The organism is Streptomyces goshikiensis, assembly GCF_014650555.1.
In the GTDB taxonomy this organism is placed as follows: domain Bacteria; phylum Actinomycetota; class Actinomycetes; order Streptomycetales; family Streptomycetaceae; genus Streptomyces; species Streptomyces goshikiensis.
Map to the genome: position 1 here is coordinate 35064 of NZ_BMVE01000004.1, position 24224 is coordinate 59287.

Here is a 24224-nt window from a genome sequence, read left to right on the forward strand (position 1 = left end):
ATAACATCAGGGCCCGTATCCCCCAGGGATACGGGCCCTGATGCGTTGCCAGACGAACCGGCGACAGGAAGCGAGGACCCTGGTGACGAGCCGGGACGAGCTCAGAGCGCTCCTGAAGGCCCATCTGAGGGCCGCCGGGGGGCACCGCCACCTCACGCGTCACTGCCCCGCCTGCCATCGCCTCCAGCGCCTCGCGCTGTTCCTCGGCCACGAGGGGAAGAATCCCCCGTCCGCATGAAGCGGTCTGCGACGCACGTCCCCTTACGGGTGCATTGCGCGTAGTACAAGAGTGATCATCTGTGATGGGTGTCACCACATGAGTTTTCGGGACATGCGCATTTATCGCACCCCTACGCGAGCTCGATTTAATATGTGCAATGGCACCCACCCCTCCAGCACCCTCACCCCTTCCCGGTCCGGCCGGGATCCGGGCATAAAAAAAGATCGCGCTGGACCCGGCGGAGTCCAGCGCGATCGAACGACCAGAACCTGTTGGGGCAGGTTCAGCCGTTTGAAGCCATGTGGGTTTCATCGGATTGGGGGACCCGATACGAACCCTTCAAAACGGGGTGCTACGTACCTCAGGCCTCGCTGCGCTGCTGCGGAATTCCCGCGAGCAGTGCGCGAACCTCGGCCTCGCGGTAACGGCGGTGTCCACCCAGGGTGCGGATGGACGTGAGCTTGCCAGCCTTGGCCCAGCGGGTGACCGTCTTCGGGTCCACGCGGAACATCGTGGCAACCTCAGCCGGGGTCAGCAGCGGCTCGGCATCAGGGGTGCGAGCGGTCATGAGCGGCCTCCTCGGGAGAACCGAACCATCTCGGTTCTTTCCTCTAAATTCTGCACCTTGGCCCGCGTTGCCCGAAATGGACATACGCAGGCCGAGTCGGTTATAGGACGAACGGCTTGTCCTCGGCACTACAACTACACCATCCGTCCAGCCCCAAGGGCCAAACCGATGGAATTGCCCTCCGAGGTGTTCATCAGCGGCGGAAGCCGATGGACCGCCCCATAACGGACAGTCACCCCACTGTGACGATCAGTCACAGAGCGATCAGGAGTCGTCAGACCCCCCGTAGAGTGCAATACCGAGCATTCCGCCCTTAGTTGGGCGGAAGGAACCCTCCCCGGACTCCTTGTCCTATTTTGGCACGAGGGTAGGGGAAGGGCGCAAGGGTGTAGATAGTGCGGTCCGTCACGCTTGGGCCAATGGCCCGTATCGGGACGTAGGTCCTGGCCCTAAGGCCCAAATGTAGCGATCAAGGCCTTGATCTGCGCTTTATGCCCGATCAGCCGATACGGGCGGTACGTACGATCCTCCGGTACCCCGGCGCTCCGCCCGCCGGGTGTGTCGGGCGCGTCACACCCGGCGCGAGCCCCTAATTGGCGAACAGCCTCTCCCGCACCGCCCGCCAGCGCTCCGCCAGCTCCCCGTACTTCCCCGCCGCCACCGACATGTCGCCCGCCCGGAGCGCCGCGATCCCCGCCGCGAGGTCCCGGGCCGAGCGGTCGGCCGCCAGCCGGTCGGCCGGCAGCGCGTGCAGCAGCCCCCCGTAGTCCAGTTCGACCATCGAGCGCGGGTGGAACTCCTCCAGCCAGCTCCCGACCTCGACCAGCCCCTGGACCAGCCCCCCGTACCCCTCCGCCTCCCGCAGGGTCCGCAGCCCCCGCGCGAGCCGCCGCCGGGCCTGCACCATCGGGGTCCGGTAGCGCAGCCGTTCGCCCGGAAGGTACTCCCGCTCCTCGTCGGACACCAGCACGAACCAGCGCAGCGGCACCTGCCACACCCCGGTCCGGATCCACGGCCGCGCGTCCGGGTTCCGCTCGCGCCAGGCCGCGAACTCCTCGGCCGCCCGCCGGCGCTCCCCCGGCGGGAGCGCCGCGTCGAGCACCGGGCCCGGGAAGTCGGCCACCAGCTCCTGGAGCGCGAGCCAGCCGCGCAGCCTGGTCCGCCACGGGCAGACCAGCAGCACCCCGTCCACCTCCGCCGTGAAGGCGTCGGCGCTCTCGTGCGCCGGGACCCCGACCACCGGGACCCGGACCAAATCCGTGAGGGACCTGCGCAGTTCGTCCTGGGCGGTCGGGGCCGCCCCGCGCCGGGCGTAGTCGGCCCAGTGGGCGCGCTCCGGCTCGGGGAAGGCCGCCAAGGGCTCGTAGACGCGCAGGTAGGACGCGTACGGGACGGACGGCACCGGGCGCGCTGCGGGCAGTCGGCGGTCGGGGGATTCGCTCACGCTCTCGTACTCCCCCGCACCGCCCGCGGGTACTCCGCCCGGCCGCCCCCGGCGCGGCGCGCGGGCCCGCGCAGCACGGGACGATTCCGATCCTCGGACAGATCGCCTGGACCCGCCCCACAGGTCTTACGCTGCTCCCAGCACGCCCTCCCCCACCCGCAGGGCGGGCGTCTTTCCGCCGCATCTCTTCCATGGGAGTCACCACCGTGACCGAAATGACCGACGGCGTCCTGCACACCCTGTTCCGCACGGAGCAGGGTGGCCACGAGCAAGTCGTGCTGTGCCAGGACCGAGCCTCCGGCCTCAAGGCCGTCATCGCGATCCACTCCACCGCCCTGGGCCCCGCCCTCGGTGGCACGCGCTTCCACGCGTACGCCTCGGACGAGGAGGCCGTCCTCGACGCGCTGAACCTCGCGCGCGGCATGTCGTACAAGAACGCCCTCGCCGGTCTCGACCTGGGCGGCGGCAAGGCCGTCATCATCGGTGACCCCGACGTCCTGAAGTCCGAGGAACTGCTCCTGGCGTACGGCCGGTTCGTGGAGTCCCTCGGCGGCCGCTACGTCACCGCCTGCGACGTCGGCACGTACGTGGCGGACATGGACGTCGTGTCCCGCGCGACGCGCTGGGCCACCGGCCGCTCCCCCGAGAACGGCGGCGCCGGCGACTCCTCGGTCCTCACCGCCTACGGCGTGTTCCAGGGCATGCGGGCCAGCGCCCAGCACCTGTGGGGCGACCCGACGCTGCGCGGCCGCAAGGTCGGTGTCGCCGGGGTCGGCAAGGTCGGCCACTACCTGGTCGAGCACCTGCTGGAGGACGGCGCCGAGGTCGTCATCACGGACGTACGGGAAGAGTCCCTGCGCCGGGTCCTCGACAAGCACCCGCAGGTCACCGCGGTCGCGGACACCGCCGCGCTGATCCGCACCGAGGGCCTGGACATCTACGCCCCGTGCGCGCTCGGCGGCGCGCTGAACGACGAGACCGTGCCCGCGCTGACCGCCAGGGTCGTGTGCGGCGCCGCGAACAACCAGCTCGCGCACCAGGGTGTGGAGAAGGACCTCGCGGACCGCGGGATCCTCTACGCCCCCGACTACGTGGTCAACGCGGGCGGGGTCATCCAGGTCGCGGACGAGCTGCACGGCTTCGACTTCGACCGGTGCAAGAAGAAGGCCACGAAGATCTTCGACACCACCCTGGAGATCTTCACTCGTGCGAAGGCGGACGGCATTCCGCCGGCCGCCGCGGCGGACCGGATCGCCGAGCAGCGGATGGCCGAGGCCCGCGCCGCGCGCACGGCCTGACCCTCTTCGGGGCCCCTCGGGGACCCCGCGGGTGCGCCCGCCGGGGTGCGGCGAGACGGAACTCACTGCACTTCGGCGGGTCGCCCGTCAGGATCAGGTTAAAATCGCAGCTGACCAGCGAGGACGGGGCGCTTCTCTGGTTCTGCACCGGGGCGCGTCATGCGGGCGGCGTACCGTATGGCCGCGGAAGCAGGTACCGTTAAACCCCTACGGACGGTCTCTCCACGGAGAGCCCGCTCCGAACCATGAACGCGTGTCAGACTCTGGGGCCGTCGAGCCCCGTCACCGAGGGGGTCGAGCCATGGGGCGCGGCCGGGCCAAGGCCAAGCAGACAAAGGTCGCCCGCCAGCTGAAGTACAACAGCGGCGGGACTGACCTCTCGCGTCTGGCCAATGAGCTGGGCGCATCGCCGACGGATCCGCTGCTGCCTGTCAGCGAGCCGGTCGAAGTCGATGACGATCAGGATGACGACGACGACCCGTACGCCAAGTACGCGGATCTGTACAACAGCGATGACGACGACGAGGACGAAGAGTCCGGTCCGTCGGCTCAGCGTCGCGGCGCTTGACGCTTCTTCGCGTCTGCACGACATCTCAAAACACTGAACCCGGTCCAGGGCCTTCGCCCCGGACCGGGTTCAGTGCTGCTCAGCTCGCGTAGGTACCGGTCAGGGTCGCGCCCTCGCTGCGGTCGCCCCGGTCCAGGATCTCGCCCGCGACCCAGGCGTCAACGCCCCGGTCGGCCAGCGCGGTCAGGGCCACTTCCACCGATTCCTGCGGGACCACGGCCATCATGCCGACGCCCATGTTCAGGGTCTTCTCCAGCTCCAGCTGCTCGACCTGTCCGGCCTTGCCGACCAGGTCGAAGATGGCGCCGGGGGCCCAGGTCGTACGGTCGACCGTGGCGTGCAGGTGGTCCGGGATCACCCGGGCCAGGTTGGCGGCGAGGCCGCCGCCGGTGATGTGCGAGTACGCGTGCACCTCGGCCGTACGGGTGAGGGCCATGCAGTCCAGCGAGTAGATCTTGGTGGGCTCCAGGAGCTCCTCGCCGAGGGTCCGGCCGAGTTCCTCGACGTGGCTCTCCAGCGACATCTTGGCGCGGTCGAAGAGCACGTGCCGGACCAGCGAGTACCCGTTCGAGTGAAGCCCGGAGGACGCCATGGCGATGACGGCGTCACCCGTACGGATGCGATCCGCGCCGAGCAGCCGGTCGTACTCGACGACACCGGTGCCGGCGCCCGCCACGTCGAAGTCGTCCGGGCCCAGCAGGCCCGGGTGCTCGGCGGTCTCGCCGCCGACCAGGGCGCAGCCGGCGAGGACACAGCCCTCGGCGATGCCCTTGACGATCGCCGCGACACGCTCGGGGTGAACCTTGCCGACGCAGATGTAGTCGGTCATGAAGAGCGGCTCGGCACCGCAGACGACGATGTCGTCCATGACCATCGCGACCAGGTCGTGGCCGATGGTGTCGTACACGCCGAGCTGGCGGGCGATGTCGACCTTGGTGCCGACCCCGTCGGTGGCGGAGGCCAGCAGCGGGCGCTCGTAGCGCTTGAGGGCGGAGGCGTCGAAGAGGCCGGCGAATCCGCCGAGGCCGCCGAGGACCTCGGGGCGCTGCGTCTTCTTCACCCACTCCTTCATCAGCTCGACCGCGCGGTCTCCGGCTTCGATGTCGACGCCCGCGGCTGCGTAGCTGGCACCGGTGGTCTTCTCTGTCATGACAGGAGAGAGCTTTCGTGTCGTTGCTGCGTGTGGTGCTGGGCCCTGGGAGAAGCTGGAAAGGCAGGGCCCAGCGCAGGTTGAGCCAGGGTTACGGGCTGCCGGCTACGGGCGCCGGAGCGCGTCGGCGGCGTCGGTGCCGCCCGCCAGCTCGCTCTCCAGAAGCTGCTTGCCCAGCAGCTGCGGGTCGGGCAGCTCCATGGGGTACTCGCCGTCGAAGCAGGCACGGCAGAGGTTGGGCTTCTGGATCGTCGTCGCCTCGATCATCGAGTCGATCGAGATGTACGAGAGCGAGTCCGCGCCGAGTGACGTGGCGATCTCGTCGACCGTCATGCCGTTGGCGATCAGCTCGGCCCGGGTGGCGAAGTCGATGCCGAAGAAGCACGGCCACTTCACCGGCGGCGAGGAGATCCGGATGTGGACCTCGGCCGCGCCGGCCTCGCGGAGCATCTTGACGAGGGCGCGCTGGGTGTTGCCGCGGACGATCGAGTCGTCTACGACCACCAGCCGCTTGCCGCGGATGACTTCCTTGAGCGGGTTGAGCTTCAGGCGGATGCCGAGCTGGCGGATCGTCTGCGAGGGCTGGATGAAGGTCCGGCCGACGTAGGCGTTCTTGACCAGGCCGGATCCGTACGGGATCCCGCTGGCTTCGGCGTATCCGACGGCGGCGGGCGTGCCGGATTCCGGCGTCGCTATCACCAGGTCGGCGTCCGCCGGGGCTTCCTTGGCCAGGCGCCGGCCCATCTCGACACGCGAGAGGTAGACGTTCCGGCCGGCGATGTCGGTGTCCGGGCGCGCCAGGTAGACGTACTCGAAGACACAGCCCTTGGGCTTTGCTTCCGCGAAACGAGAGGAGCGCAGACCGTTCTCGTCGATCGCGATGAGCTCGCCCGGCTCGACCTCGCGGACGAAGCTGGCGCCGCAGATGTCGAGGGCGGCGGTCTCGCTCGCGACCACCCAGCCGCGCTCCAGGCGGCCGAGGACCAGCGGGCGGATGCCCTGCGGGTCACGGGCGGTGTAGAGGGTCCCCTCGTCCATGAACACGAGCGAGAAGGCGCCCTTGACCTGAGGCAGGACCTTGGCGGCCGACTCCTCGATGGTCAGGGGCTTGCCCTCGTCGTCGGTCTGGCCGGCGAGCAGGGCCGTCACGAGGTCGGTGTCGTTGGTGGCCGCCACCTGGGTGGCACGGCCGTCCTGACGGGGGAGGTCGGCGACCATCTCGGCAAGCTCGGCGGTGTTCACCAGGTTGCCGTTGTGACCCAGGGCAATGGAGCCGTGGGCGGTCGCGCGGAAGGTCGGCTGGGCGTTCTCCCAGACGGAGGCTCCGGTGGTCGAGTAGCGGGCGTGACCGACCGCGATATGACCTTGGAGCGAGCCGAGAGAGGTTTCGTCGAAGACCTGGGAAACGAGGCCCATGTCCTTGAAGACGAGGATCTGGGAACCGTTGCTCACAGCGATGCCCGCGGACTCTTGTCCGCGGTGCTGCAATGCATACAGTCCGAAGTAGGTGAGCTTGGCGACCTCTTCACCCGGAGCCCAGACACCGAAGACGCCGCAAGCGTCCTGGGGGCCCTTTTCGCCGGGGAGCAGGTCGTGGTTGAGTCGTCCATCACCACGAGGCACGCCCCCGAGTGTAGGCGAGATCGACCACCGGTCCGAATTGGGGATGGCCGGGAAATGTCACAGCACAGAGGGTGACGGCAGACCCCCGTCTCGGTATTCGGATCCTTTGTTGACATCTACAAGAGGATTCGTACAGGCTCTCGCCCCATGCAGCCTCTCGGTGACCGATCAGTCACCCTCGTTGAGCGCCGCCACGTAGACCTGGTCCGTGTCGCGAGCGCCATCTGTCGCTGTCCCGCGTAGCCACAACTCTTTCTCCCCCTTTCCCTTTTCGCTCCGCCCAGCCCCGCCCCGCCGTGCCGCGCGCCGTCCCCGCGCCCGCCCGGGGCGGGGCGGCCGGGCCGCGCCTTGGAGTCCTTGTGTCTTCGTACAACAGCAATGTGTCCCGTCGTACGTTCGGAGGTGCCGTCGGAGTGGGCGCGGCGGCCGCCGCGGTGGGGCTCGGGGGCGGTCCGGCCGCCGCTTCCGAGGCCCCTCGGGAGGGCCGTTCGGAGCGTCCGTTCCGGGCCGCGCGGGAGCGTCGCTCGCGCCGTCCGAACATCCTGTTCATCCTCGGGGACGACCTCGGCTGGGCCGACCTGTCCTCGTACGGCTCGCCGCACATCAAGACCCCGAACCTGGACCGGCTCGCCCGGCAGGGCGTCCGGTTCACCGACGCCTACGCCGGCTCGGCGACCTGCTCCCCGACCCGGTTCAGCCTGTACACCGGGCGCTACCCGGGCCGCACCGAGGGCGGTCTGGCCGAGCCCATCGCCGACAGGTCCGCCGGCCTGGAGCCCACCCACCCGACGCTGGCCTCGCTGCTGCGGGACGCCGGGTACGCGACCGCGCTGATCGGCAAGTGGCACGCGGGCTACCTGCCCGACTACAGCCCCACCCGCTCCGGGTGGGAGGAGTTCTTCGGCAACTTCGGCGGCGCGCTGGAGTACTACTCGAAGCTGGGCCTGGGCGGCGAGTACGACCTCTACGAGGGCGACGCCGAGTACAAGGACCTGCGCTACTACACCCGGATCATCACCGAGCGGGCGAGCGAGTACGTCTCCCGCGACCACGGCGGCAGGCCCTGGCTGCTGAACCTGAACTTCACCACCCCGCACTGGCCGTGGATCGCGGACGGGGACACCGAACAGAGCGCCGAGATCGTCCGCCGGATCAAGGCGGGCGACGGCCGCGCGCTGTGGCACCAGGACGGCGGATCGGTCGAGAAGTACCAGCAGATGGTGGAGGACCTCGACCGCTCGGTCGGCGAGGTGCTGAAGGCGCTGAAGCGCTCCGGGCAGGAGGACGACACCCTGGTCGTCTTCTCCAGCGACAACGGCGGCGAGCGCTTCTCGTACAACTGGCCGCTCTCCGGCAACAAGGCCTCGCTCCAGGAGGGCGGCATCCGGGTGCCGAACATCCTGCGCTGGCCCGCCCGGATCGACGGCGGCCAGGTCAGCCACGTCCCGGTGTTCAGCCCGGACTGGACGGCGACGCTGCTGGAGCTGGCCGGGACCCGGCCGCACCGGGCGTACCCGCTGGACGGGGCGAGCCTGGCCGGGTACCTGCTGCGCGGCGAGAAGGCGGCGGAGCGGGACCTGTTCTGGCGGGTGCGCGGGGAGCGGGCGCTGCGCCGCGGGGACTGGAAGTACTACCGGGGCAAGACGGGCCGGGACCAGCTGTTCAACCTGGCCGGGGACCTCCGCGAACAGGCCGACCGGGCGGCGGCGGAGCCGGACCGGCTGGCACGGCTGCGGGCGGCGTGGGAGAAGACCGACGCGGGCCTGCTCCCGTACCCGGCCTGAGCCCGTCCGCCGGCCGCTCGGCGGCTCGACGGCTCGACGGCTCGGCGGCAGGGGCTTGCTCGGCCCCGGCTGCTCGGTCGCTAACCGGCCGCGGGGGCGGCCCGGGCGGTCAGGCCCGTCCCGTCGGGCGCGCTGAGCGTCAGGGTCCGGTCCCGGATCCGCCAGCCGAGCGGGCCGCTGCCGAACAGCCCCGTCAGCGTCCGCTCGACCTCGCCGGGGCCGCCCTCGCAGGCCATCCGGGTCGTGGTGAGCGGGCCGACGGTGAGGGAGGCGCCCGAGACGGTGACCGGGGCGCGGAACCGGTTGCAGCCGAGGCTGCCGCTCACGGCCCCGTCGGCGGCGATCGTGAACCGGGCCCGGCCGGCGGCGCCGGCAGGGAGGGAGGCCGCGGTGGCCCCGCCGAGCAGGGAGTCCACGGTCCATTCGGTGGCGGTCAGCGGGGTGTCGGGGGCCGGTGCGGTGAGCGTGACCGTGCCGGTCGCGGGGTGCGGGTTCTGCGCCATCAGGGCCGCGCCGCCGTCACCGCACGCGGTGGCGGCGGCGGCCACGACGAGCGCGGCGGCCAGGGCGACGGGGACGTGCCGGAAGGTACGCATGCCCCTGGGACGGATGCCCGGCCGCGCCGGTTCCGCCCGCTGGGCCGTCCGGGTCCGCTCAGCCCAGCAGGGGGAGGAGCGCCGACAGGTCCGCCCGCTCCCCGCTGGCGCTGACCCGCGCTGCGGACACCGCCTCGGCCCACTGCGTACGGCCCGTCGCGAGCCGGATCCAGGTCAGCGGGTCGGTCTCCACCACGTTCGGCGGGGTGCCGCGGGTGTGCCGGGGCCCCGCCACGCACTGGACCACCGCGAACGGCGGGATGCGCACCTCCACCGAGGCGCCCGGCGCGCTGACCGCGAGGGCGTCGGCGAGCAGCCGGGTGCAGGCGGCGAGGGCCTGCCGCTCGATCGGGATGTCCAGGCCCGCGGCCCGGTTCAGGTCGTCGGTGTGCACCACCAGTTCCACGGCCCGGGTGACCATGAAGTCGGCCAGGGTCATGGCCCCGGTCCACAGGCTCAGCACCCGGTCGCCGCGGTTCGCAGCGAGCCCGGCCGCCAGCCGTTCGCCGGCCCGCGCGAACAGCTCGGGCAGCGGTCCGCCGTCCAGGGTCTCCTTGGCCGCCTCGGCGATCCGCCCGGCGAGGGAGGCGGTGGCGGAGGGCCATTCGGTGACCGACAGCTCGGCGACCGCGGCGGGCGGCCGTTCCAGACCGGCGCCCAGCGAGTCCGCGATCCACGCGATGTGCGCGGCCAGATCGCCCACGGTCCAGTCCCCGAGTCCGCTGGGCCGCGCCAGCTGCCCGGGGGTCAGCTCCGCGACGGCGTCGGCGACGTGGCCGAACTGCGCCGTCACGGCCGCCCTGATCTTCGCGGCGTCGTACCTGCGGGTCTTGGGTGCCATGCCGGGAGTCTGCCCGATCGGTCGCCGCCCCCGCAGCCACCACCGCCACCGCCACCGCCGCGGGAACGCCGAAGCCCCGCACGGCGGTCCGTGCGGGGCTTCGGTCCGGCTTCGTCGGCCGTCGCCGTGGCTCAGGCCAGCAGCGCCGGGATCGTCGCCTCGTGCGCCTCGCGGAGCTCGGCCAGCGGGAGCGTGAACTCGCCCTGGATCTCGATCTCCTCGCCGTCCACCACGCCGATGCGGGTGGCCGGCAGGCCCCGCGCACCGCACATGTCGGTGAAGCGGAGCTCCTCGCTGCGCGGTACGGACACGATGGCCCGGCCCGCCGACTCGGAGAACAGGAAGGTGAACGCGTCCAGACCCTCCGGCACCACGATCCGCGCGCCGTTGCCGCCGCGCAGGCAGGACTCGGTCAGCGCCTGGATGACGCCGCCGTCCGAGAGGTCGTGCGCGGCGTCGATCATGCCGTCGCGGGAGCCCGAGATCAGGATCTCGCCGAGCAGCTTCTCGCGGCCCAGGTCCACCTTCGGGGGCATGCCGCCGAGGTGGTCGTGGACGACCTGCGACCAGGCCGAGCCGCCGAACTCCGCGGCCGTGTCGCCCAGCAGGTACAGCAGCTGGCCGGCCTCCGCGAACGCCATCGGCGTACGGCGGTTGACGTCGTCGATCACACCGAGGACCGCCACGACCGGGGTCGGGTGGATCGCGATGTCACCGGTCTGGTTGTATAGCGAGACGTTGCCGCCGGTCACCGGGGTGCCCAGCTCCAGGCAGCCGTCCGCGAGACCGCGGGTGGCCTCGGCGAACTGCCACATGACGCCCGGGTCCTCGGGCGAGCCGAAGTTCAGGCAGTCGGAGATCGCGAGCGGCTTGGCGCCGGTCGCGGCGACGTTGCGGTACGCCTCGGCCAGCGCGAGCTGCGCGCCCGTGTACGGGTCGAGCTTCGCGAAGCGGCCGTTGCCGTCCGTCGCCATGGCCACGCCGAGGTTGGTGTCCTCGTCGATGCGGACCATGCCGGCGTCCTCGGGCTGCGACAGCACCGTGTTGCCCTGGACGAAGCGGTCGTACTGGTCGGTGACCCAGGACTTCGAGGCCTGGTTCGGGGACGAGACCAGCGCCAGGACCTGCGCGCGGAGCTCCTCGGAGGTCTGCGGGCGGGGCAGCTTGCCCGCGTCGTCGGCCTGGAGGGCGTCCTGCCACTCGGGGCGGGCGTACGGGCGGTTGTAGACGGGGCCCTCGTGGGCGACGGTGCCGGGCGGCACGTCCACGATCTGCTCGCCGTGCCAGAAGATCTCCAGGCGCTCGCCCTCGGTCACCTCACCGATGACGGTGGCGATGACGTCCCACTTCTCGCAGATCTCCAGGAAGCGGTCGACGTGCTGCGGCTCGACGATCGCGCACATGCGTTCCTGCGACTCGCTCATGAGGATTTCCTCGGGCGAGAGGGTCGCGTCGCGCAGCGGCACGGTGTCGAGCTCGACGCGCATGCCGCCGGAACCGGCGGAGGCCAGCTCGCTCGTCGCGCAGGAGAGCCCGGCGCCGCCGAGGTCCTGGATGCCCGCGACCAGCTTCTCCTTGAAGATCTCCAGGGTGCACTCGATGAGGAGCTTCTCCTGGAAGGGGTCGCCGACCTGGACGGCGGGGCGCTTGGTCGGCTTGGAGTCGTCGAACGTCTCCGAGGCCAGCACGGACACGCCGCCGATGCCGTCGCCGCCCGTGCGGGCGCCGTAGAGGATGACCTTGTTGCCGGGGCCGGAGGCCTTGGCCAGGTGGATGTCCTCGTGCTTCATCACGCCGATGCAGCCGGCGTTGACGAGCGGGTTGCCCTGGTAGCAGGCGTCGAAGACGACCTCGCCGCCGATGTTCGGCAGGCCCAGGCAGTTGCCGTAGCCGCCGATGCCCGCGACCACGCCCGGCAGGACGCGCTTGGTGTCGGGGTGGTCGGCCGCGCCGAAGCGCAGCGGGTCCACGACGGCGACCGGGCGGGCGCCCATGGCGAGGATGTCGCGGACGATGCCGCCGATGCCGGTGGCCGCGCCCTGGTAGGGCTCGATGTACGAGGGGTGGTTGTGCGACTCCACCTTGAAGGTGACCGCGTACCCCTGGCCGACGTCGACGACGCCGGCGTTCTCGCCGATGCCGACGAGCATGGCCGTGTTCTCGGGGGCCTTCTCGCCGAACTGCTTCAGGTGGACCTTGCTGCTCTTGTAGGAGCAGTGCTCGGACCACATGACGGAGTACATGGCGAGCTCGGCGCCGGTCGGGCGGCGGCCGAGGATCTCGCGGATCCGGGCGTACTCGTCCTCCTTGAGGCCGAGTTCCTTCCAGGGCTGGGAGGCGTCCGGGGTTTCGGTGGCGTTCTTGACCGTGTCGAGGCTCATGCGGAGACCAGCTTCTTCAGGACCGACGTGAAGAACGGGAGGCCGTCGGTGCGGCCCGTCCCGATCAGCGGCTCGACCGCGTGCTCGGGGTGCGGCATCAGGCCGACGACGTTGCCGGCGGCGTTGGTGATGCCGGCGATGTCGCGGAGCGACCCGTTCGGGTTCATGTCGACGTACCGGAAGGCCACTCGGCCTTCGGCCTCCAGCTCGTCGAGCACGCGCTCGTCGGCGACGTAGCGGCCGTCCATGTTCTTGAGCGGTACGGAGATCTCCTGGCCGGCGGTGTAGTCACCGGTCCACGCGGTCTCCGCGTTCTCCACCCGCAGCTTCTGGTCGCGGCAGATGAAGTGCAGGTGGTTGTTCCGGAGCATCGCCCCCGGCAGCAGGTGCGCCTCGGTGAGGACCTGGAAGCCGTTGCAGATGCCGAGGACGGGCATGCCGGCCTTGGCCTGCTCGATGATGGTCTCCATCACCGGCGAGAAGCGGGAGATGGCTCCGGCGCGCAGGTAGTCCCCGTAGGAGAAGCCGCCCGCGAGGACGACCGCGTCGACCTGGTGCAGGTCCTTGTCGCGGTGCCACAGCGAGACCGGCTCGGCCCCCGCGAGGCGGACGGCGCGCAGCGAGTCACGGTCGTCGAGCGTTCCGGGGAACGTGACGACTCCGATGCGAGTGGTCACCGTCAGGCCTCGACCTTCACGGTGAAGTCTTCGATGACGGTGTTGGCGAGGAACGTTTCGGCCATCTTGTGGATGCGGTCGAGGGCGGCCTGGTCGACCGGTCCCTCCACCTCCAGTTCGAAGCGCTTCCCCTGGCGGACGTCGGCGATCCCCTCGAAGCCCAGGCGCGGCAGTGCACGCTGCACCGCCTGGCCCTGAGGGTCGAGGATCTCCGGCTTGAGCATGACGTCGACTACGACGCGTGCCACTGGCACTCCCGTTGGGTGGTTGGTGCGAAGGCGGTTCCATCAGCGTACCCGGCCGAAATTTCTACGCGGGTAGATATGTGTTCACCTTGATCCCCGGGCGGTTTCGGCTTCACCAACGCTTCGCAAAATCCACCGGAAAACCACGCGCCCGGGATTGCGGCGGGACACGCGGAGACAATTAACTGGGCTTCGCAATTCAAAGGGAATCACGGTACAAAGGAATCCCTCGGCACCGCGAGTTTTGCCGCTTCACAACGGGCGGCGAAAGTCGCATTGCTCCGAAACATCCACACAGTCGACATCACCGCACGTCAGCACGTGGCGCGAGGTCGCACGAAGGGACCGATATCCGTGGCGCAGCGCGTAGTAGTCACGATCTCCGACGACATCGACGGCGGAGACGCGACGGAAACGGTCGTGTTCGCTCTGGACGGTAAGTCGTACGAGATCGACCTCAATGAGACCAACGCAAAGAAACTGCGGAAGAGCCTGGCCCCCTTCGTGGCCGCCGGCCGCCGCCAGTCGCGCTCGGGGAAGGCCTTCAAGCACACCGCGATCGCGCCGGACCCGGCCGTCGTCCGGGCCTGGGCCCGGTCCAACCAGCTCGACGTGCCGCCGCGCGGTCGCATCCCGAAGCGGGTCTACGAGGCCTACAACGAGGCCCACTGAGCCGCTCCCGGGGCCGGGCCGACCCCGGATTTGGCATCCACCCCCTCTGATCGGCTAGTGTGTGGATCACGCCGAGGGGCGAGGCCGGAAGGCCAAAACCCCGAAGGTCGTGCGGGTGTAGTTCAGTAGCAGAACACCCCCCTTCCAGGGGGGAGGCGCAGTGTGCAATCCCTGTCACCCGCTCTGCATCGCTTTACCGGCCACAGTTGTGGATCAGGTACAGTGATGCACGCATCGCAGCGACATTCGTGTCGCCGCAAGCATGCGGACGTAGCTCAGTTGGTAGAGCACCACCTTGCCAAGGTGGATGTCGCGCGTTCGAGTCGCGTCGTCCGCTCAGAGAACAAAGGCCCCGATCATCGATCGGGGCCTTTGTCGTATGTCCTGGGTCACATCTCCGGACCCCGATGGCGATGCCCGATGACAAATGTCATCGGGGGCCGTGACAGCGCGCACTGCCGCCGTCACCGGGCCGCCGCGAGGCTTGAGCCATGACTGACAGCGACCACCGGACAGTGATCCGGGCCGAGGGACTGCGCCGCGGCTACGCCGGGGGGTTCGAAGCCGTCCGAGGCGTCTCCTTCTCCGTGGAGCGCGGCGAGGTCTTCGCGCTGCTCGGCACCAACGGAGCGGGCAAGACCTCCACCGTCGAGCTCCTGGAGGGGCTGGCCGCGCCCAGCGGCGGCCAGGTGCGCATCTTCGGGCTCGACCCGTACAGGCAGCGCGCCCGGGTCCGCCCGCGCACCGGGGTGATGCTCCAGGAGGGCGGGTTCCCCTCCGACCTGTCGGTCGCCGAGACCGTCGGCATGTGGGGCGGGGTCACCTCCGGCGCCCGCCCGGCGGCGGAGGTGCTGGAACTGGTCGGCCTGGCCGCGCGGTCCTCCGTACGCGTCAAGCAGCTGTCCGGCGGCGAGCGGCGGCGCCTGGACCTGGCGCTGGCCCTGCTGGGGCGGCCCGAGGTGCTGTTCCTCGACGAGCCCACCACCGGAATGGATCCCGAAGGCCGCCGCGACACCTGGGCCTTGGTACGGGAGCTGCGGGCGCAGGGCACCACGGTGCTGCTGACCACGCACTACCTGGAGGAGGCGGAGGAACTCGCCGACCGGCTGGCGATCCTCCACGAGGGCGAGCTGGTCCTGACCGGCACCCCGGCCGAGGTGACCGGGGCGCGGCCCGCCCGGATCCGCTTCACGCTGCCGCAGGGGGTGCCCGCCGCCCGGCTCCCGCTGGCGCTGTGCGCGGCGGCCGAGGGGCAGCGGGTGGAGATCCGTACCGAACGGCTCCAGGCCGACCTCGGGACGCTGCTGCGCTGGGCCGGGGAGTCCGGGATCGAACTCGCCGGGCTCGACGCCCGCGCCGCCTCCCTGGAAGAGGCCTTCCTGGAGATCGCTGAGAACCGCCGGGGCCCTGCCGGCCGTACCGGCCCGATGGCGGGAGCCCGATGAACGCACCGGCCCTGAACCCCGGCCGGCTCGCCGCGCTGGGCCGCTCCGAGCTCACCCTGCTGGTGCGCAACCGCGGCGCGCTGACCGTGGCGCTGCTGATGCCGCTGCTGATGGTGTTCGTCCTGCGCTCGACCCTGAGCGGCGTGGACGGCGTCGGCGGCGAGGGCCGGGCGTCCCTCGGCGAGGCCACCTTGACCGGCGGCATCGGCATGGTGCTGGTCCTCGTCGTCTACATGAGCCTGGTCTCCGCCTACGTGGCCCGGCGCGAGGAGCTCGTCCTCAAGCGGCTGCGCACCGGCGAGGCGCGGGACCTGGAGATCCTGGCCGGGACCGCGCTGCCCGCCGCGGTCCTCGCCGTCGGGCAGGTCCTCGTCCTCGCGGTGGCCGGGGCGGCCGCCCTGGACGCGCGGATGCCGCGCGAGCCGCTGCTGCTGGCCGCGGCGGTGCTCGCCGCCGTCGTACTGCTGGCCGGGGCCTCGGCGCTGACGAGCTCCTTCACCCGCAACGTGGAGAGCGCGGGCATCACCACGCTGCCGCTGTTCCTGGTGACGGCGCTCGGCTCCGGGCTGTTCCTGCCGCCGGAGTCGCTGCCGGGGCAGCTGGCCACGGTGTGCGAACTGCTGCCGCTGAGCGGTGTGATGACCCTGGTGCGGGCCGGCTGGACCGGCGGCGCCGAGACCGGGGACCTGCTGTGGGCGGGGCTCACCACGCTGGCCTGGATCATGATCACGGTGTTTGCTGTCCGGACGTGGTTCCGCTGGGAACCGCGCCGCTAGAAGTCGGGGGGACGGGCCGTGGCGAAGCTGACCGGGTGGTGGAAGAACCGCAGCAGCGCGGGGAAGGTCGAGCTGTACACGCGCTGGTCCTTCCACTCCTTCGTGCTGCTTGAGATCTTCTCGTTCGGGCTGAGCGCGCTGGGCGCGGCGGACAAGGAGACCCCGGCGGGGATCGCGATCGCGGTCATGCTGCTGGTGTCCGTACACGCCGTGGTGACCGGTTTCCACACCTCCCGCGCGCTCGACTGGATCGTGGGCCGCCGGGAGCGGCCGGTGCGGCTCGCGGTGACGGTGGTGGTCCTGACGGCGGCGGGCTGCCTGACCCTGATCGCGCTGCGCGGCGCGGGGACGCTCCAGGGAGCGGTGGCCGCGCCGATCGTGACGGGCATGACCTGCTTCGCCACCGGCTCGCTGGTGCTGGGCGTGGGGCGGCTGTGGCGCAAGTGGTGCGTCGCCCCGGCCTGGGCCGCCGGTTCGGCGCTGACGGTGCTCGCGCTCGGCGTGGGGGTGGGAGAGGCCTGCGGGTACGCGGTCGGGGTGCTGCTGACCGGCCTGTTCATGAGCCTGGCCTACGGGTTCTCCGGGTGGCTGCTGAAGACCGTCTACGAGCTCGACCACGCCCGGGAGCTCCAGGCGCAGCTGGCGGTGGCCGAGGAGCGGCTGCGCTTCGGGCGCGACCTGCACGACGTGATGGGCCGCAACCTCGCGGTGATCGCGCTCAAGAGCGAGCTGGCGGTGCAGCTGGCCCGGCGCGAACGCCCGGAGGCGGTGGACCAGATGATCGAGGTGCAGCGGATCGCGCGGGAGTCGCAGCGCGAGGTGCGGGACGTGGTGCGCGGCTACCGCGAGGCGGACCTGGCCGTGGAGCTGGAGGGCGCGCGCGGGGTGCTGAGCGCCGCCGGGATGGACTGCCTGGTCGAGTTCGAGGCCGGCCGGGCGCTGCCCGCCGAAGTGCAGTCGGCGCTCGGCTGGGTGGTGCGGGAGGCGACCACGAACGTCCTGCGGCACGGGGACGCGCGCACCTGCCTGATCCGGCTGACGGCGGACGACGAGGGCGCGCTGACCCTGCTGGTGGAGAACGACGGGGCGCCCGAGGCGCCGGCCGGGCCGCCGGGATCGGGGCTCGCGGGGCTGCGGGAGCGGCTCGCGGTGGTGGACGGCACCCTGCGGGCGGGGCCCGTGGACGGTGGCCGGTTCCGGCTGCTGGCGGAGGTCCCGGGCCGAGGACTGAGACGAGTGGAGGTGCGGGCATGAGCCCCGTACGCGTACTTCTGGCCGATGACGAGCACCTGATCCGGGGCGCGCTGGCCGCTCTGCTGGGCCTGGAGGACGACCTCCTGGTCGTCGCCGAGGCGGCCTCCGGGCCGGAGGCCCTCGCGATGGCGCGGGCGCACCGGCCGGACGTGGCGGTGCTGGACCTGCAGATGCCGGGGGCGGACGGTGTGAGTGTCGCCACAGCGCTGCGGGCCGAACTCCCGGGCATCCGAACCATGATCGTGACGAGTCACGGCCGTCCCGGGCACCTGAAGCGGGCCCTCGCGGCGGGGGTGCGGGCCTTCGCCCCGAAGACGGTGTCGGCGCAGCGGCTGGCCGAGCTGATCCGGACCGTTCACGCCGGAGGGCGTTACGTGGACCCGGAGTTGGCGGCCGACGCGATCAGCGCGGGAGATTCCCCGCTGACCGCGCGCGAGGCGGAGGTACTGGAGCTGGCGGGGGACGGGGCACCGATCGCGGAGATCGCCGAGCGGGCCTCGCTGTCGCAGGGGACGGTGCGCAACTACCTGTCCTCGGCGGCCTCGAAGCTGGGCGCGGAGAACCGGCACACGGCAGTGCGTCTCGCACGGGAGCGAGGTTGGGTATAGTAGGTCCCGCGCTACGGCGCACCTGCGGACATAGCTCAGTTGGTAGAGCACCACCTTGCCAAGGTGGATGTCGCGCGTTCGAGTCGCGTTGTCCGCTCAGAACGAAGAAGCCCCCGGTCCTCGACCGGGGGCTTCTTCGTGTCTCAGGACCAGGCCAGGCCGGTGAGCCGCTCGTACGCCTCGACGTACTTGGCGCGGGTCTGCTCGACGACCTCCTGCGGGAGGGCCGGCGGCGGGAGCTCGCCCTTGCGATCCCAGCCGGAGGCCGGGGAGGCCAGCCAGTCGCGGACGAACTGCTTGTCGTACGAGGGCTGGGCCCGGCCCGGCTCCCACTGGTCGGCCGGCCAGAAGCGGGAGGAGTCCGGGGTCAGCACCTCGTCGCCGGCGACCAGACGGCCGTCCTTGTCGAAGCCGAACTCGAACTTGGTGTCGGCCAGGATGATCCCGCGCTCGCGGGCGATGTCCCGGGCGCGGCCGTACACGGCGAGCGTGGTCTGGCGCAGCAGCGCCGCCGTCTCGGGGCCGGTGGTGCGCGCGACCTCCTCGTAGGAGACGTTCTCGTCGTGCTCGCCGACCTCGGCCTTGGCGGCCGGGGTGAAGATCGGCGCGGGCAGCTCGGAGCCGTTCACGAGGCCCTCGGGGAGGGCGAGTCCGCAGACGGTGCGGGTCTGGTCGTACTCGACGAGGCCCGAGCCGGTGAGGTAGCCGCGAGCCACGCACTCGACGGGGACCATGTCGAGGCTCGTGCAGATCAGCGTGCGGCCGGCCCAGTCGGCGGGGGCGCCGGCGGGGAGTTCGGTGCTGATGACGTGGTTCGGCACGAGGTCCCGGAGCTGGTCGAACCACCAGAGGGAGAGCTGGGTGAGGACGCGGCCCTTGTCCGGGATCTCGGTGGGGAGCACCCAGTCGAAGGCGGACATCCGGTCGCTGGCGACCATGACGAGGTTGCCGTCCTCGTCGCGGTAGAGGTCGCGGACCTTGCCGGTGTGGAGGTGGACGAGGCCGGGCACCTGAACCGGCTCGGGCTTTTCGACGAATCCGGACACGGGGTCTCCCTGTGGTTCTGTACGAGCGCGGTCCCATTCTCCCGTACGCGGGCCCGCGCGCTCCCCAGGGGGTGCCCGGCCGGACCTCAGTCGCGCTTGCAGATCCGGTCGAGGAGGTTGGCCGTGGCGCGCTGGACCCGCTCGTCGACGTGCCCGGGCCGGTCGAGCGCGGGGGACCAGGCGAAGGTGCCGGAGGCGAAGACCAGGGCCCCGCTGGGCGCCCGGTAGAGGGAGGTCTCCTGGTGGCGCTTGTGCCCCTCGCCGTCGAGGTACGGGGAGTGTGCGAGCAGGATCCGGTCCTGGTGCTCGGGGAGCTGGGTGCGCGGGAAGTAGCGGTCGGCTTCGCCCGCGACCAGACCGTCGAGCTCGTCGTTCTCGGCGGCGCCGGTGGAGTCCCAGAGCCAGTGCGTCGCGTTGCGCACGATCATCGGCGCGGGCTCGGGGACCCGGCCCGCGTACTGGATGCCGAGCAGTTGCTGCTCCGGGCGGTCGACCTCGCGCCACAGGCAGGGACGGCCGGGGCCCCGGCGTTTTCGGCAGGTGAGGAGCCGGTCGGGCACTCCGGAGGGGGAGGGCGCCAGCTCGACCTGCCAGTACATGGTGTTCGCGGAGAGGAAGACGAGCGAGGTGCCGTGGTCGCGGGCGCGCTCGGCGGTGCGGCGCATGGGTGCCGACCAGTACTCGTCGTGGCCGGGGAAGACCAGGCCGCGGTAGCGGGTGGGGTCGACGCGGCCGGCGTGCAGGTCGCGGGTGTCGGCGTAGGCGAGGTCGTAGCCGTAGCGCTCGGCCCAGCGGATGAAGTCGTAGGCGTGGCCCACGTGCAGCGGGAGGCCGGCGCCCGCGTAGGGGCGGTCGAAGGAGATGGTGACGGCCGCGTCCGCCTCGCCGAGGAGCCGGCCCTCCTCGTCCCAGGCGTGGTAGAGGCTGGCCCCGGTCCGGCCATCCTCGGGATAGAGGTTGTAGGCCTGCCAGGTGATGTCGGGCAGCAGGAGCAGCAGATCGGCCGGGTGGTCGTCCCGGACCGTGAACGGGATGTGGGAGCGGTAGCCGTCGGCGGTGGTCAGGACCGCGACGTACGCGCCGAGGTTCCAGTACGAGGGGACCTGGAGCCGCCAGGAGAGCCACCAGTGGTGGCAGGAGACGGTGCGGTCGGCCGTGAGGGGGGCGGGCTGGACGATGCCGGAGAGCCTCGGGCTGGTGGTGATCTTCGAGGCGCCGTCACCGCCGTAGTGGCCGATGCGGTAGACGTCCACGGAGAACTGCTGGGGCGGATCGACGGTGATGTGGAAGTCGATGGCCTCGCCCGGGGCGACCGCGCCGGTGGAGGCGAACCCTTTGATCTGCCGGTGCACGTCGTCCGCCGTACGGGGGCCGCCGGCGCCGCGGGCGCGGGGGATCTGGCCCGCGCCGGCCGCCGCGGGGTCCACGTACCAGGGGACGACATGGCCGGTGTCGTCGAAGTAGAGCTCGCTGCCCCGGAACCAGGGCAGGGGGCCCTGGCCGAAGGGGTCGTTCACCGCGTGCGCGAGCGCACCTGACTCCCACCGCCGGATCGGGTCAGCACCCATACCGTTCCCCTCCCTCACTCCCCCGGACGCCGCAGCCTGCGGCCGCGCCCACGAGGCTGTCGCGAGCGGTCCCAGCACATCACATAACGCACGCACTCCGTCACTGTTCGCCATATCCGGCCGTACCTGCGACGGGGGAGCACAGGTTCGGGGGGAGGGTCTACCCGGCGGCGGAGCGCGTCACACCGGGCCGGGAGGGCACCGCCCGGCCACGAGGGGCACGGGCGGGGCACGGCGGTGCGCGACGGGTTCACACCAGCCGGACCGGCTTCTCCGGGCGTACGCCCACCTCCGCGAGCCAGCCCCGCAGGGGTTCGGGATCGCCGTCCTCGACGAGGCACAGCACGTGGGGCGCGAGATCGGAACGCCGGTCGCCGGAGATCAGCAGCACCGGGCCGTCCAGCCAGTCCAGTCCCGGCGCGCCACCGGCCGAGTCCACGGCCGCGCAGCACACCAGCGCCGTCACGTGATCGGCCAGCAGGTCCCGCGCGCTGCGCGGCGCCTGCAGCGGGACCAGCGGCACCGCCTCCGCGTCCCGGGCCGCGCCGGGGCCGCCCGCGCGGTCCTCCCGGGCCAGGTCCCCGCTGAGCCGGCCGGCCAGCGCCTCCCCGGCCGCACCCTCGCCGGCCGCGCCCGTCAGATAGCCGAGCACCCGCTCCAGCGTCGGGCCCGCCGGGCCCGCGGCCGGACCGGCCGGGACGGCGAGCGCGTCGAGGGCGGCGTGCAGCCGGGACGCCTCCGTGCGCCACTTGCGGTCCACGACCTCTTCCGGATACGCCGCCCAGTCCACCGGGGACCAGTCGGGTCCGGCCTCGGCCGGACCGCCGTGGAACAGCCGCGCGGCGAGCAGCGAGGCCGCCTCGTCGATCACGCCGGGCTGCTCCAGCAGGTCGCAGGCGGGCCGCTCGCCCAGCCGCGAGGTGAACCCGTCGGCCAGCCGGTCCCGCCGGGACAGCTCGGTCAGCGCGGAGACCACGCCCGCGTCGAGCCGCGCCGGCCACCGGCCCATCCGCCAGGCGGGCAGCGCCACCCGGGTCAGCAGCCGGTCCCAGCCCGCGTAGGCCAGCCCGACCTGCTCCTGGGCCAGGATCCGCAGCGCGTAGTCCACACCCTGTGCACGCGCCGAGGCGGCCGCGGCCACCCCGCGCTCCATCTCGGCGGCGTCCTCCCGGCACAGCCGCAGCAGCAGCCGCGCGGGCCGGGCGATCCAGCCGGCACCGCGCCGGCCGCCGATGTCCACGGCGGCGTCGAGCCCGCGCAGGAAGCCCCGCGCATCGGCTATGTCCGGGTGCGCGGAGGGTCCCGTACCCGCGACGACCGGGGCGAGCACCGCCCGCAGCTCCGCGACCCGCATCCACCACAGGAACGGGGAGCCGATCACCAGCACCGGGGCCGCCCCCGGCTCGGTCTCGGGACCGGCGGATATGCCGCCGCTCCCGGACCCGCGCCGGTGCGCCGCATGCGTACGGTCCTCCAGCCAGCTGTCGCAGTCCGGGGTCAGGGCTATGGCGGAGGGCGCGGGCACGTCCATCCGGTCGGCGAGGTCCCGGACGAGCCGGTAGAGGTCGGGCGCGGCGGTCTCCGAGAGCGGCACCGTCGGCGTCACGGCGGGGCTCGCCCGCAGCACCACGGCGGCGAAGGCCCCGCCGGCCAGCAGCACCAGCGCGGCGACCGCACAGACCACGACGGTCACGGCGGGCCAGGGGTCGGCGAGGAGCCGGTCCGTCATCCGGGCGGCCACGAGCACCACCGCGAGCGCGGCGGGCAGCAGGAGGACGGCCAGCGCCCTGCTGCGGACCCGCAGCACGGCGAGGGCCCGGGAGCGCGCGGACGGCGCGCCCACTTCCATGATCGAACCGGTTCCGGACACGGCCGGACCTCACCCCCTCTGCCCTGCGGCGGCTTTGCTCACTCCCCCACTGTGACACCCGCCACTGACATCGCAATGCCGGTGGGCCATGTGCCGGAATGCTTGCGCCGCACCCTAGTTGGGGCCGGGGCGGTCGTCAGGCAGACCGGGTGACGATCACCCGATGGAATGGCTTTGGGTAAAGCTGGGTGCGTTCGAACGCGAGCGGATGCAGGCGTACGCGGGCATGCGCGCGGGCCCGGGCGCACCGTGTGCGCACCGGGCCCGCGGGGTCCAGGGGAGTCCGCGAATCGGCGGTTCAGCGCCTCAGCGGCCCTCGGCCGCCTTCGCGGCGATGTCCGTGCGGTGCTGCGAGCCGTCCAGCCGGATCCGGCCGACGGCCTTATACGCCCGCTCGCGGGCCTGCGCCAGATCGGAACCGGTCGCCGTCACCGACAGCACGCGACCGCCCGCACTGACGACGGCGTCGCCCTCGCGGCGGGTCCCGGCGTGCAGCACGTACGCCTCGGGGGCGTCCTCGGCGGCCACCTCGGCCAGGCCCTCGATCGGGTCCCCGGTGCGCGGGGTCTCGGGGTAGTTGTGCGAGGCGATGACCACCGTGACGGCCGCGTCCTCGCGCCAGTTGAGCGGGGGCTCCGTGTGCAGGGTGCCGGTGGCGGCGCCCAGCAGCACGCTCGCGAGCGGGGTGCGCAGCCGGGCCAGGACGACCTGGGTCTCCGGGTCGCCGAAGCGGGCGTTGAACTCGATGACGCGTACGCCGCGCGAGGTGATCGCGAGGCCGGCGTAGAGCAGGCCGGAGAAGGGGGTGCCGCGGCGGCGGAGCTCGTCGACCGTCGGCTGCAGGACGCTCGCCATGACCTCGTCGACCAGCTTCGGGTCCGCCCAGGGCAGCGGGGAGTACGCGCCCATGCCGCCGGTGTTGGGGCCCTCGTCGCCGTCGAGCGCGCGCTTGAAGTCCTGCGCGGGCTGGAGCGGCAGCACGGTGACGCCGTCGGTGATGGCGAAGAGGGACACCTCGGGGCCGTCGAGGAACTCCTCGATGACGACGCGGTCGCAGCCGAGCGCGTGCGCGCGGGCGGCGGCCAGGTCCGCGGTGACCACGACGCCCTTGCCGGCGGCGAGGCCGTCGTCCTTGACGACGTACGGGGCGCCGAAGGCGTCGAGGGCCTCGTCCACCTCCTCCGGGGTGGTGCAGACGTAGCTGCGCGCGGTCGGGACCCCGGCGGCGGCCATCACGTCCTTAGCGAACGCCTTGGACCCCTCCAGCAGGGCCGCCTCGGCGGACGGGCCGAAGACGGGGATGCCGGCCGCGCGGACCGCGTCGGCGACGCCGGCGACCAGCGGGGCCTCCGGGCCGACGACGACCAGGCCGGCGCCGAGTTCGGTGGCGAGCGCGGCTACGGCCGCGCCGTCGAGGGCGTCGACCGGGTACAGCTCCGCCACCTCGGCGATGCCGGCGTTGCCGGGAGCGCAGTAGAGCGCGGAGACGTCGGGGTCGAGGGACAGAGAGCGGCACAGGGCGTGTTCGCGGGCGCCGCCGCCGATGACGAGGACCTTCACGGCATGAAGCGTAGCCCGCGCTCCGGATTC

At 71.9% G+C, this 24224-nt stretch carries 23 protein-coding genes and 3 tRNA genes; 13 read left to right on the forward strand and 13 right to left on the reverse strand.

Going from position 1 to position 24224, the window contains the following annotated elements; genetic code table 11:
- Nucleotides 1-40 precede the first annotated feature (40 nt).
- Entirely contained in the window at nucleotides 41-238 is a 198-nt protein-coding gene (locus tag IE248_RS37330; RefSeq protein ID WP_229895301.1) for a DUF6274 family protein, read from the forward strand.
- A gap of 343 nt (nucleotides 239-581) precedes the next feature.
- On the opposite strand, the gene bldC is transcribed toward IE248_RS37330, so the two are convergent.
- Nucleotides 582-788, reverse strand: coding sequence for a developmental transcriptional regulator BldC (gene bldC / locus IE248_RS13445; RefSeq protein ID WP_003949541.1), 207 nt, complete (start codon nucleotides 786-788; stop codon nucleotides 582-584).
- Between the two features lie 589 nt (nucleotides 789-1377).
- Nucleotides 1378-2208 (reverse strand): DUF8083 family protein, encoded by an 831-nt coding sequence (locus IE248_RS13450; protein WP_037792786.1) that lies wholly within the window; start codon nucleotides 2206-2208, stop codon nucleotides 1378-1380.
- 215 nt (nucleotides 2209-2423) lie between these two features.
- On the opposite strand from IE248_RS13450, the gene IE248_RS13455 reads away from it, so the two are divergent.
- Complete coding sequence (locus tag IE248_RS13455) at nucleotides 2424-3530, forward strand: Leu/Phe/Val dehydrogenase (RefSeq protein ID WP_271244335.1); 1107 nt, start codon at nucleotides 2424-2426, stop codon at nucleotides 3528-3530.
- Nucleotides 3531-3831: 301 nt separating this feature from the next.
- Nucleotides 3832-4098, forward strand: coding sequence for a DUF3073 domain-containing protein (locus tag IE248_RS13460; RefSeq protein ID WP_008740942.1), 267 nt, complete (start codon nucleotides 3832-3834; stop codon nucleotides 4096-4098).
- A 79-nt stretch (nucleotides 4099-4177) separates the two neighbouring features.
- Here the strand turns inward: IE248_RS13460 and purM are convergent, their stop codons facing one another.
- Nucleotides 4178-5248, reverse strand: a complete 1071-nt coding sequence (gene purM / locus IE248_RS13465) for a phosphoribosylformylglycinamidine cyclo-ligase (protein ID WP_073774112.1) — start codon at nucleotides 5246-5248, stop codon at nucleotides 4178-4180.
- Between the two features lie 105 nt (nucleotides 5249-5353).
- Nucleotides 5354-6871 (reverse strand): amidophosphoribosyltransferase, encoded by a 1518-nt coding sequence (gene purF / locus IE248_RS13470; protein WP_008740944.1) that lies wholly within the window; start codon nucleotides 6869-6871, stop codon nucleotides 5354-5356.
- Between the two features lie 147 nt (nucleotides 6872-7018).
- Here purF and IE248_RS38560 point away from each other — a divergent pair, with 147 nt between their 5' ends.
- Nucleotides 7019-7114: a putative leader peptide gene (locus tag IE248_RS38560; protein WP_350877587.1), complete on the forward strand. Its 96-nt coding sequence runs from the start codon at nucleotides 7019-7021 to the stop codon at nucleotides 7112-7114.
- 137 nt (nucleotides 7115-7251) lie between these two features.
- A complete protein-coding gene (locus IE248_RS13475) occupies nucleotides 7252-8655 on the forward strand; it encodes a sulfatase-like hydrolase/transferase (protein ID WP_100583920.1) in 1404 nt (467 codons plus the stop codon).
- Between the two features lie 80 nt (nucleotides 8656-8735).
- On the opposite strand, the gene IE248_RS13480 is transcribed toward IE248_RS13475, so the two are convergent.
- The 5 genes from IE248_RS13480 to purS all read right to left on the reverse strand — a co-directional run bounded on the left by IE248_RS13480 (nucleotide 8736) and on the right by purS (nucleotide 13404).
- Nucleotides 8736-9251, reverse strand: a complete 516-nt coding sequence (locus IE248_RS13480; RefSeq protein WP_190030858.1) for an META domain-containing protein — start codon at nucleotides 9249-9251, stop codon at nucleotides 8736-8738.
- Nucleotides 9252-9309: 58 nt separating this feature from the next.
- The gene (locus IE248_RS13485) at nucleotides 9310-10092 is read right to left on the reverse strand and encodes a maleylpyruvate isomerase family mycothiol-dependent enzyme (protein ID WP_037792749.1); all 783 of its coding nucleotides are present in this window, start codon (nucleotides 10090-10092) and stop codon (nucleotides 9310-9312) included.
- A 131-nt stretch (nucleotides 10093-10223) separates the two neighbouring features.
- Nucleotides 10224-12473: a phosphoribosylformylglycinamidine synthase subunit PurL gene (gene purL, locus IE248_RS13490; RefSeq protein WP_008740950.1), complete on the reverse strand. Its 2250-nt coding sequence runs from the start codon at nucleotides 12471-12473 to the stop codon at nucleotides 10224-10226.
- Nucleotides 12470-13150 (reverse strand): phosphoribosylformylglycinamidine synthase subunit PurQ, encoded by a 681-nt coding sequence (gene purQ / locus IE248_RS13495; protein WP_008740951.1) that lies wholly within the window; start codon nucleotides 13148-13150, stop codon nucleotides 12470-12472. The genes purL and purQ overlap by 4 nt, the downstream gene beginning before the upstream one ends.
- Before the next feature lie 2 nt (nucleotides 13151-13152).
- Nucleotides 13153-13404, reverse strand: a complete 252-nt coding sequence (purS, locus tag IE248_RS13500) for a phosphoribosylformylglycinamidine synthase subunit PurS (protein WP_008740952.1) — start codon at nucleotides 13402-13404, stop codon at nucleotides 13153-13155.
- A 345-nt stretch (nucleotides 13405-13749) separates the two neighbouring features.
- On the opposite strand from purS, the gene IE248_RS13505 reads away from it, so the two are divergent.
- The 8 genes from IE248_RS13505 (at nucleotide 13750) to IE248_RS13540 (ending at nucleotide 18247) form a co-directional block, all read left to right on the forward strand.
- Nucleotides 13750-14067: a histone-like nucleoid-structuring protein Lsr2 gene (locus tag IE248_RS13505; RefSeq protein ID WP_073774106.1), complete on the forward strand. Its 318-nt coding sequence runs from the start codon at nucleotides 13750-13752 to the stop codon at nucleotides 14065-14067.
- A 111-nt stretch (nucleotides 14068-14178) separates the two neighbouring features.
- Nucleotides 14179-14250: transfer RNA gene (locus IE248_RS13510), tRNA-Gly, on the forward strand.
- An 81-nt stretch (nucleotides 14251-14331) separates the two neighbouring features.
- Nucleotides 14332-14404 (forward strand) — tRNA-Gly (locus IE248_RS13515).
- 154 nt (nucleotides 14405-14558) lie between these two features.
- Complete coding sequence (locus IE248_RS13520; protein WP_190030859.1) at nucleotides 14559-15512, forward strand: ABC transporter ATP-binding protein; 954 nt, start codon at nucleotides 14559-14561, stop codon at nucleotides 15510-15512.
- Nucleotides 15509-16288, forward strand: coding sequence for an ABC transporter permease (locus tag IE248_RS13525; RefSeq protein ID WP_100583916.1), 780 nt, complete (start codon nucleotides 15509-15511; stop codon nucleotides 16286-16288). Before IE248_RS13520 ends, IE248_RS13525 begins: the two co-directional genes overlap by 4 nt.
- Nucleotides 16289-16306: 18 nt before the next feature.
- Nucleotides 16307-17542 carry a sensor histidine kinase gene (locus tag IE248_RS13530; protein ID WP_190030860.1) on the forward strand — a complete coding sequence of 412 codons (1236 nt, stop codon included), beginning with the start codon at nucleotides 16307-16309 and terminating at the stop codon, nucleotides 17540-17542.
- Entirely contained in the window at nucleotides 17539-18150 is a 612-nt protein-coding gene (locus IE248_RS13535) for a response regulator transcription factor (RefSeq protein WP_008740957.1), read from the forward strand. Before IE248_RS13530 ends, IE248_RS13535 begins: the two co-directional genes overlap by 4 nt.
- A 24-nt stretch (nucleotides 18151-18174) precedes the next feature.
- Nucleotides 18175-18247 (forward strand) — tRNA-Gly (locus tag IE248_RS13540).
- Between the two features lie 46 nt (nucleotides 18248-18293).
- On the opposite strand, the gene IE248_RS13545 is transcribed toward IE248_RS13540, so the two are convergent.
- From IE248_RS13545 to purD, 4 genes are all read right to left on the reverse strand, one after another.
- Nucleotides 18294-19196 (reverse strand): phosphoribosylaminoimidazolesuccinocarboxamide synthase, encoded by a 903-nt coding sequence (locus IE248_RS13545; RefSeq protein WP_008740958.1) that lies wholly within the window; start codon nucleotides 19194-19196, stop codon nucleotides 18294-18296.
- An 86-nt stretch (nucleotides 19197-19282) separates the two neighbouring features.
- Nucleotides 19283-20764, reverse strand: coding sequence for a N,N-dimethylformamidase beta subunit family domain-containing protein (locus tag IE248_RS13550; protein ID WP_190030861.1), 1482 nt, complete (start codon nucleotides 20762-20764; stop codon nucleotides 19283-19285).
- Between the two features lie 250 nt (nucleotides 20765-21014).
- Nucleotides 21015-22634: a M48 family metalloprotease gene (locus IE248_RS13555; RefSeq protein ID WP_008740961.1), complete on the reverse strand. Its 1620-nt coding sequence runs from the start codon at nucleotides 22632-22634 to the stop codon at nucleotides 21015-21017.
- 306 nt (nucleotides 22635-22940) lie between these two features.
- Complete coding sequence (purD, locus tag IE248_RS13560; RefSeq protein ID WP_037797860.1) at nucleotides 22941-24194, reverse strand: phosphoribosylamine--glycine ligase; 1254 nt, start codon at nucleotides 24192-24194, stop codon at nucleotides 22941-22943.
- Nucleotides 24195-24224 lie beyond the last annotated feature (30 nt).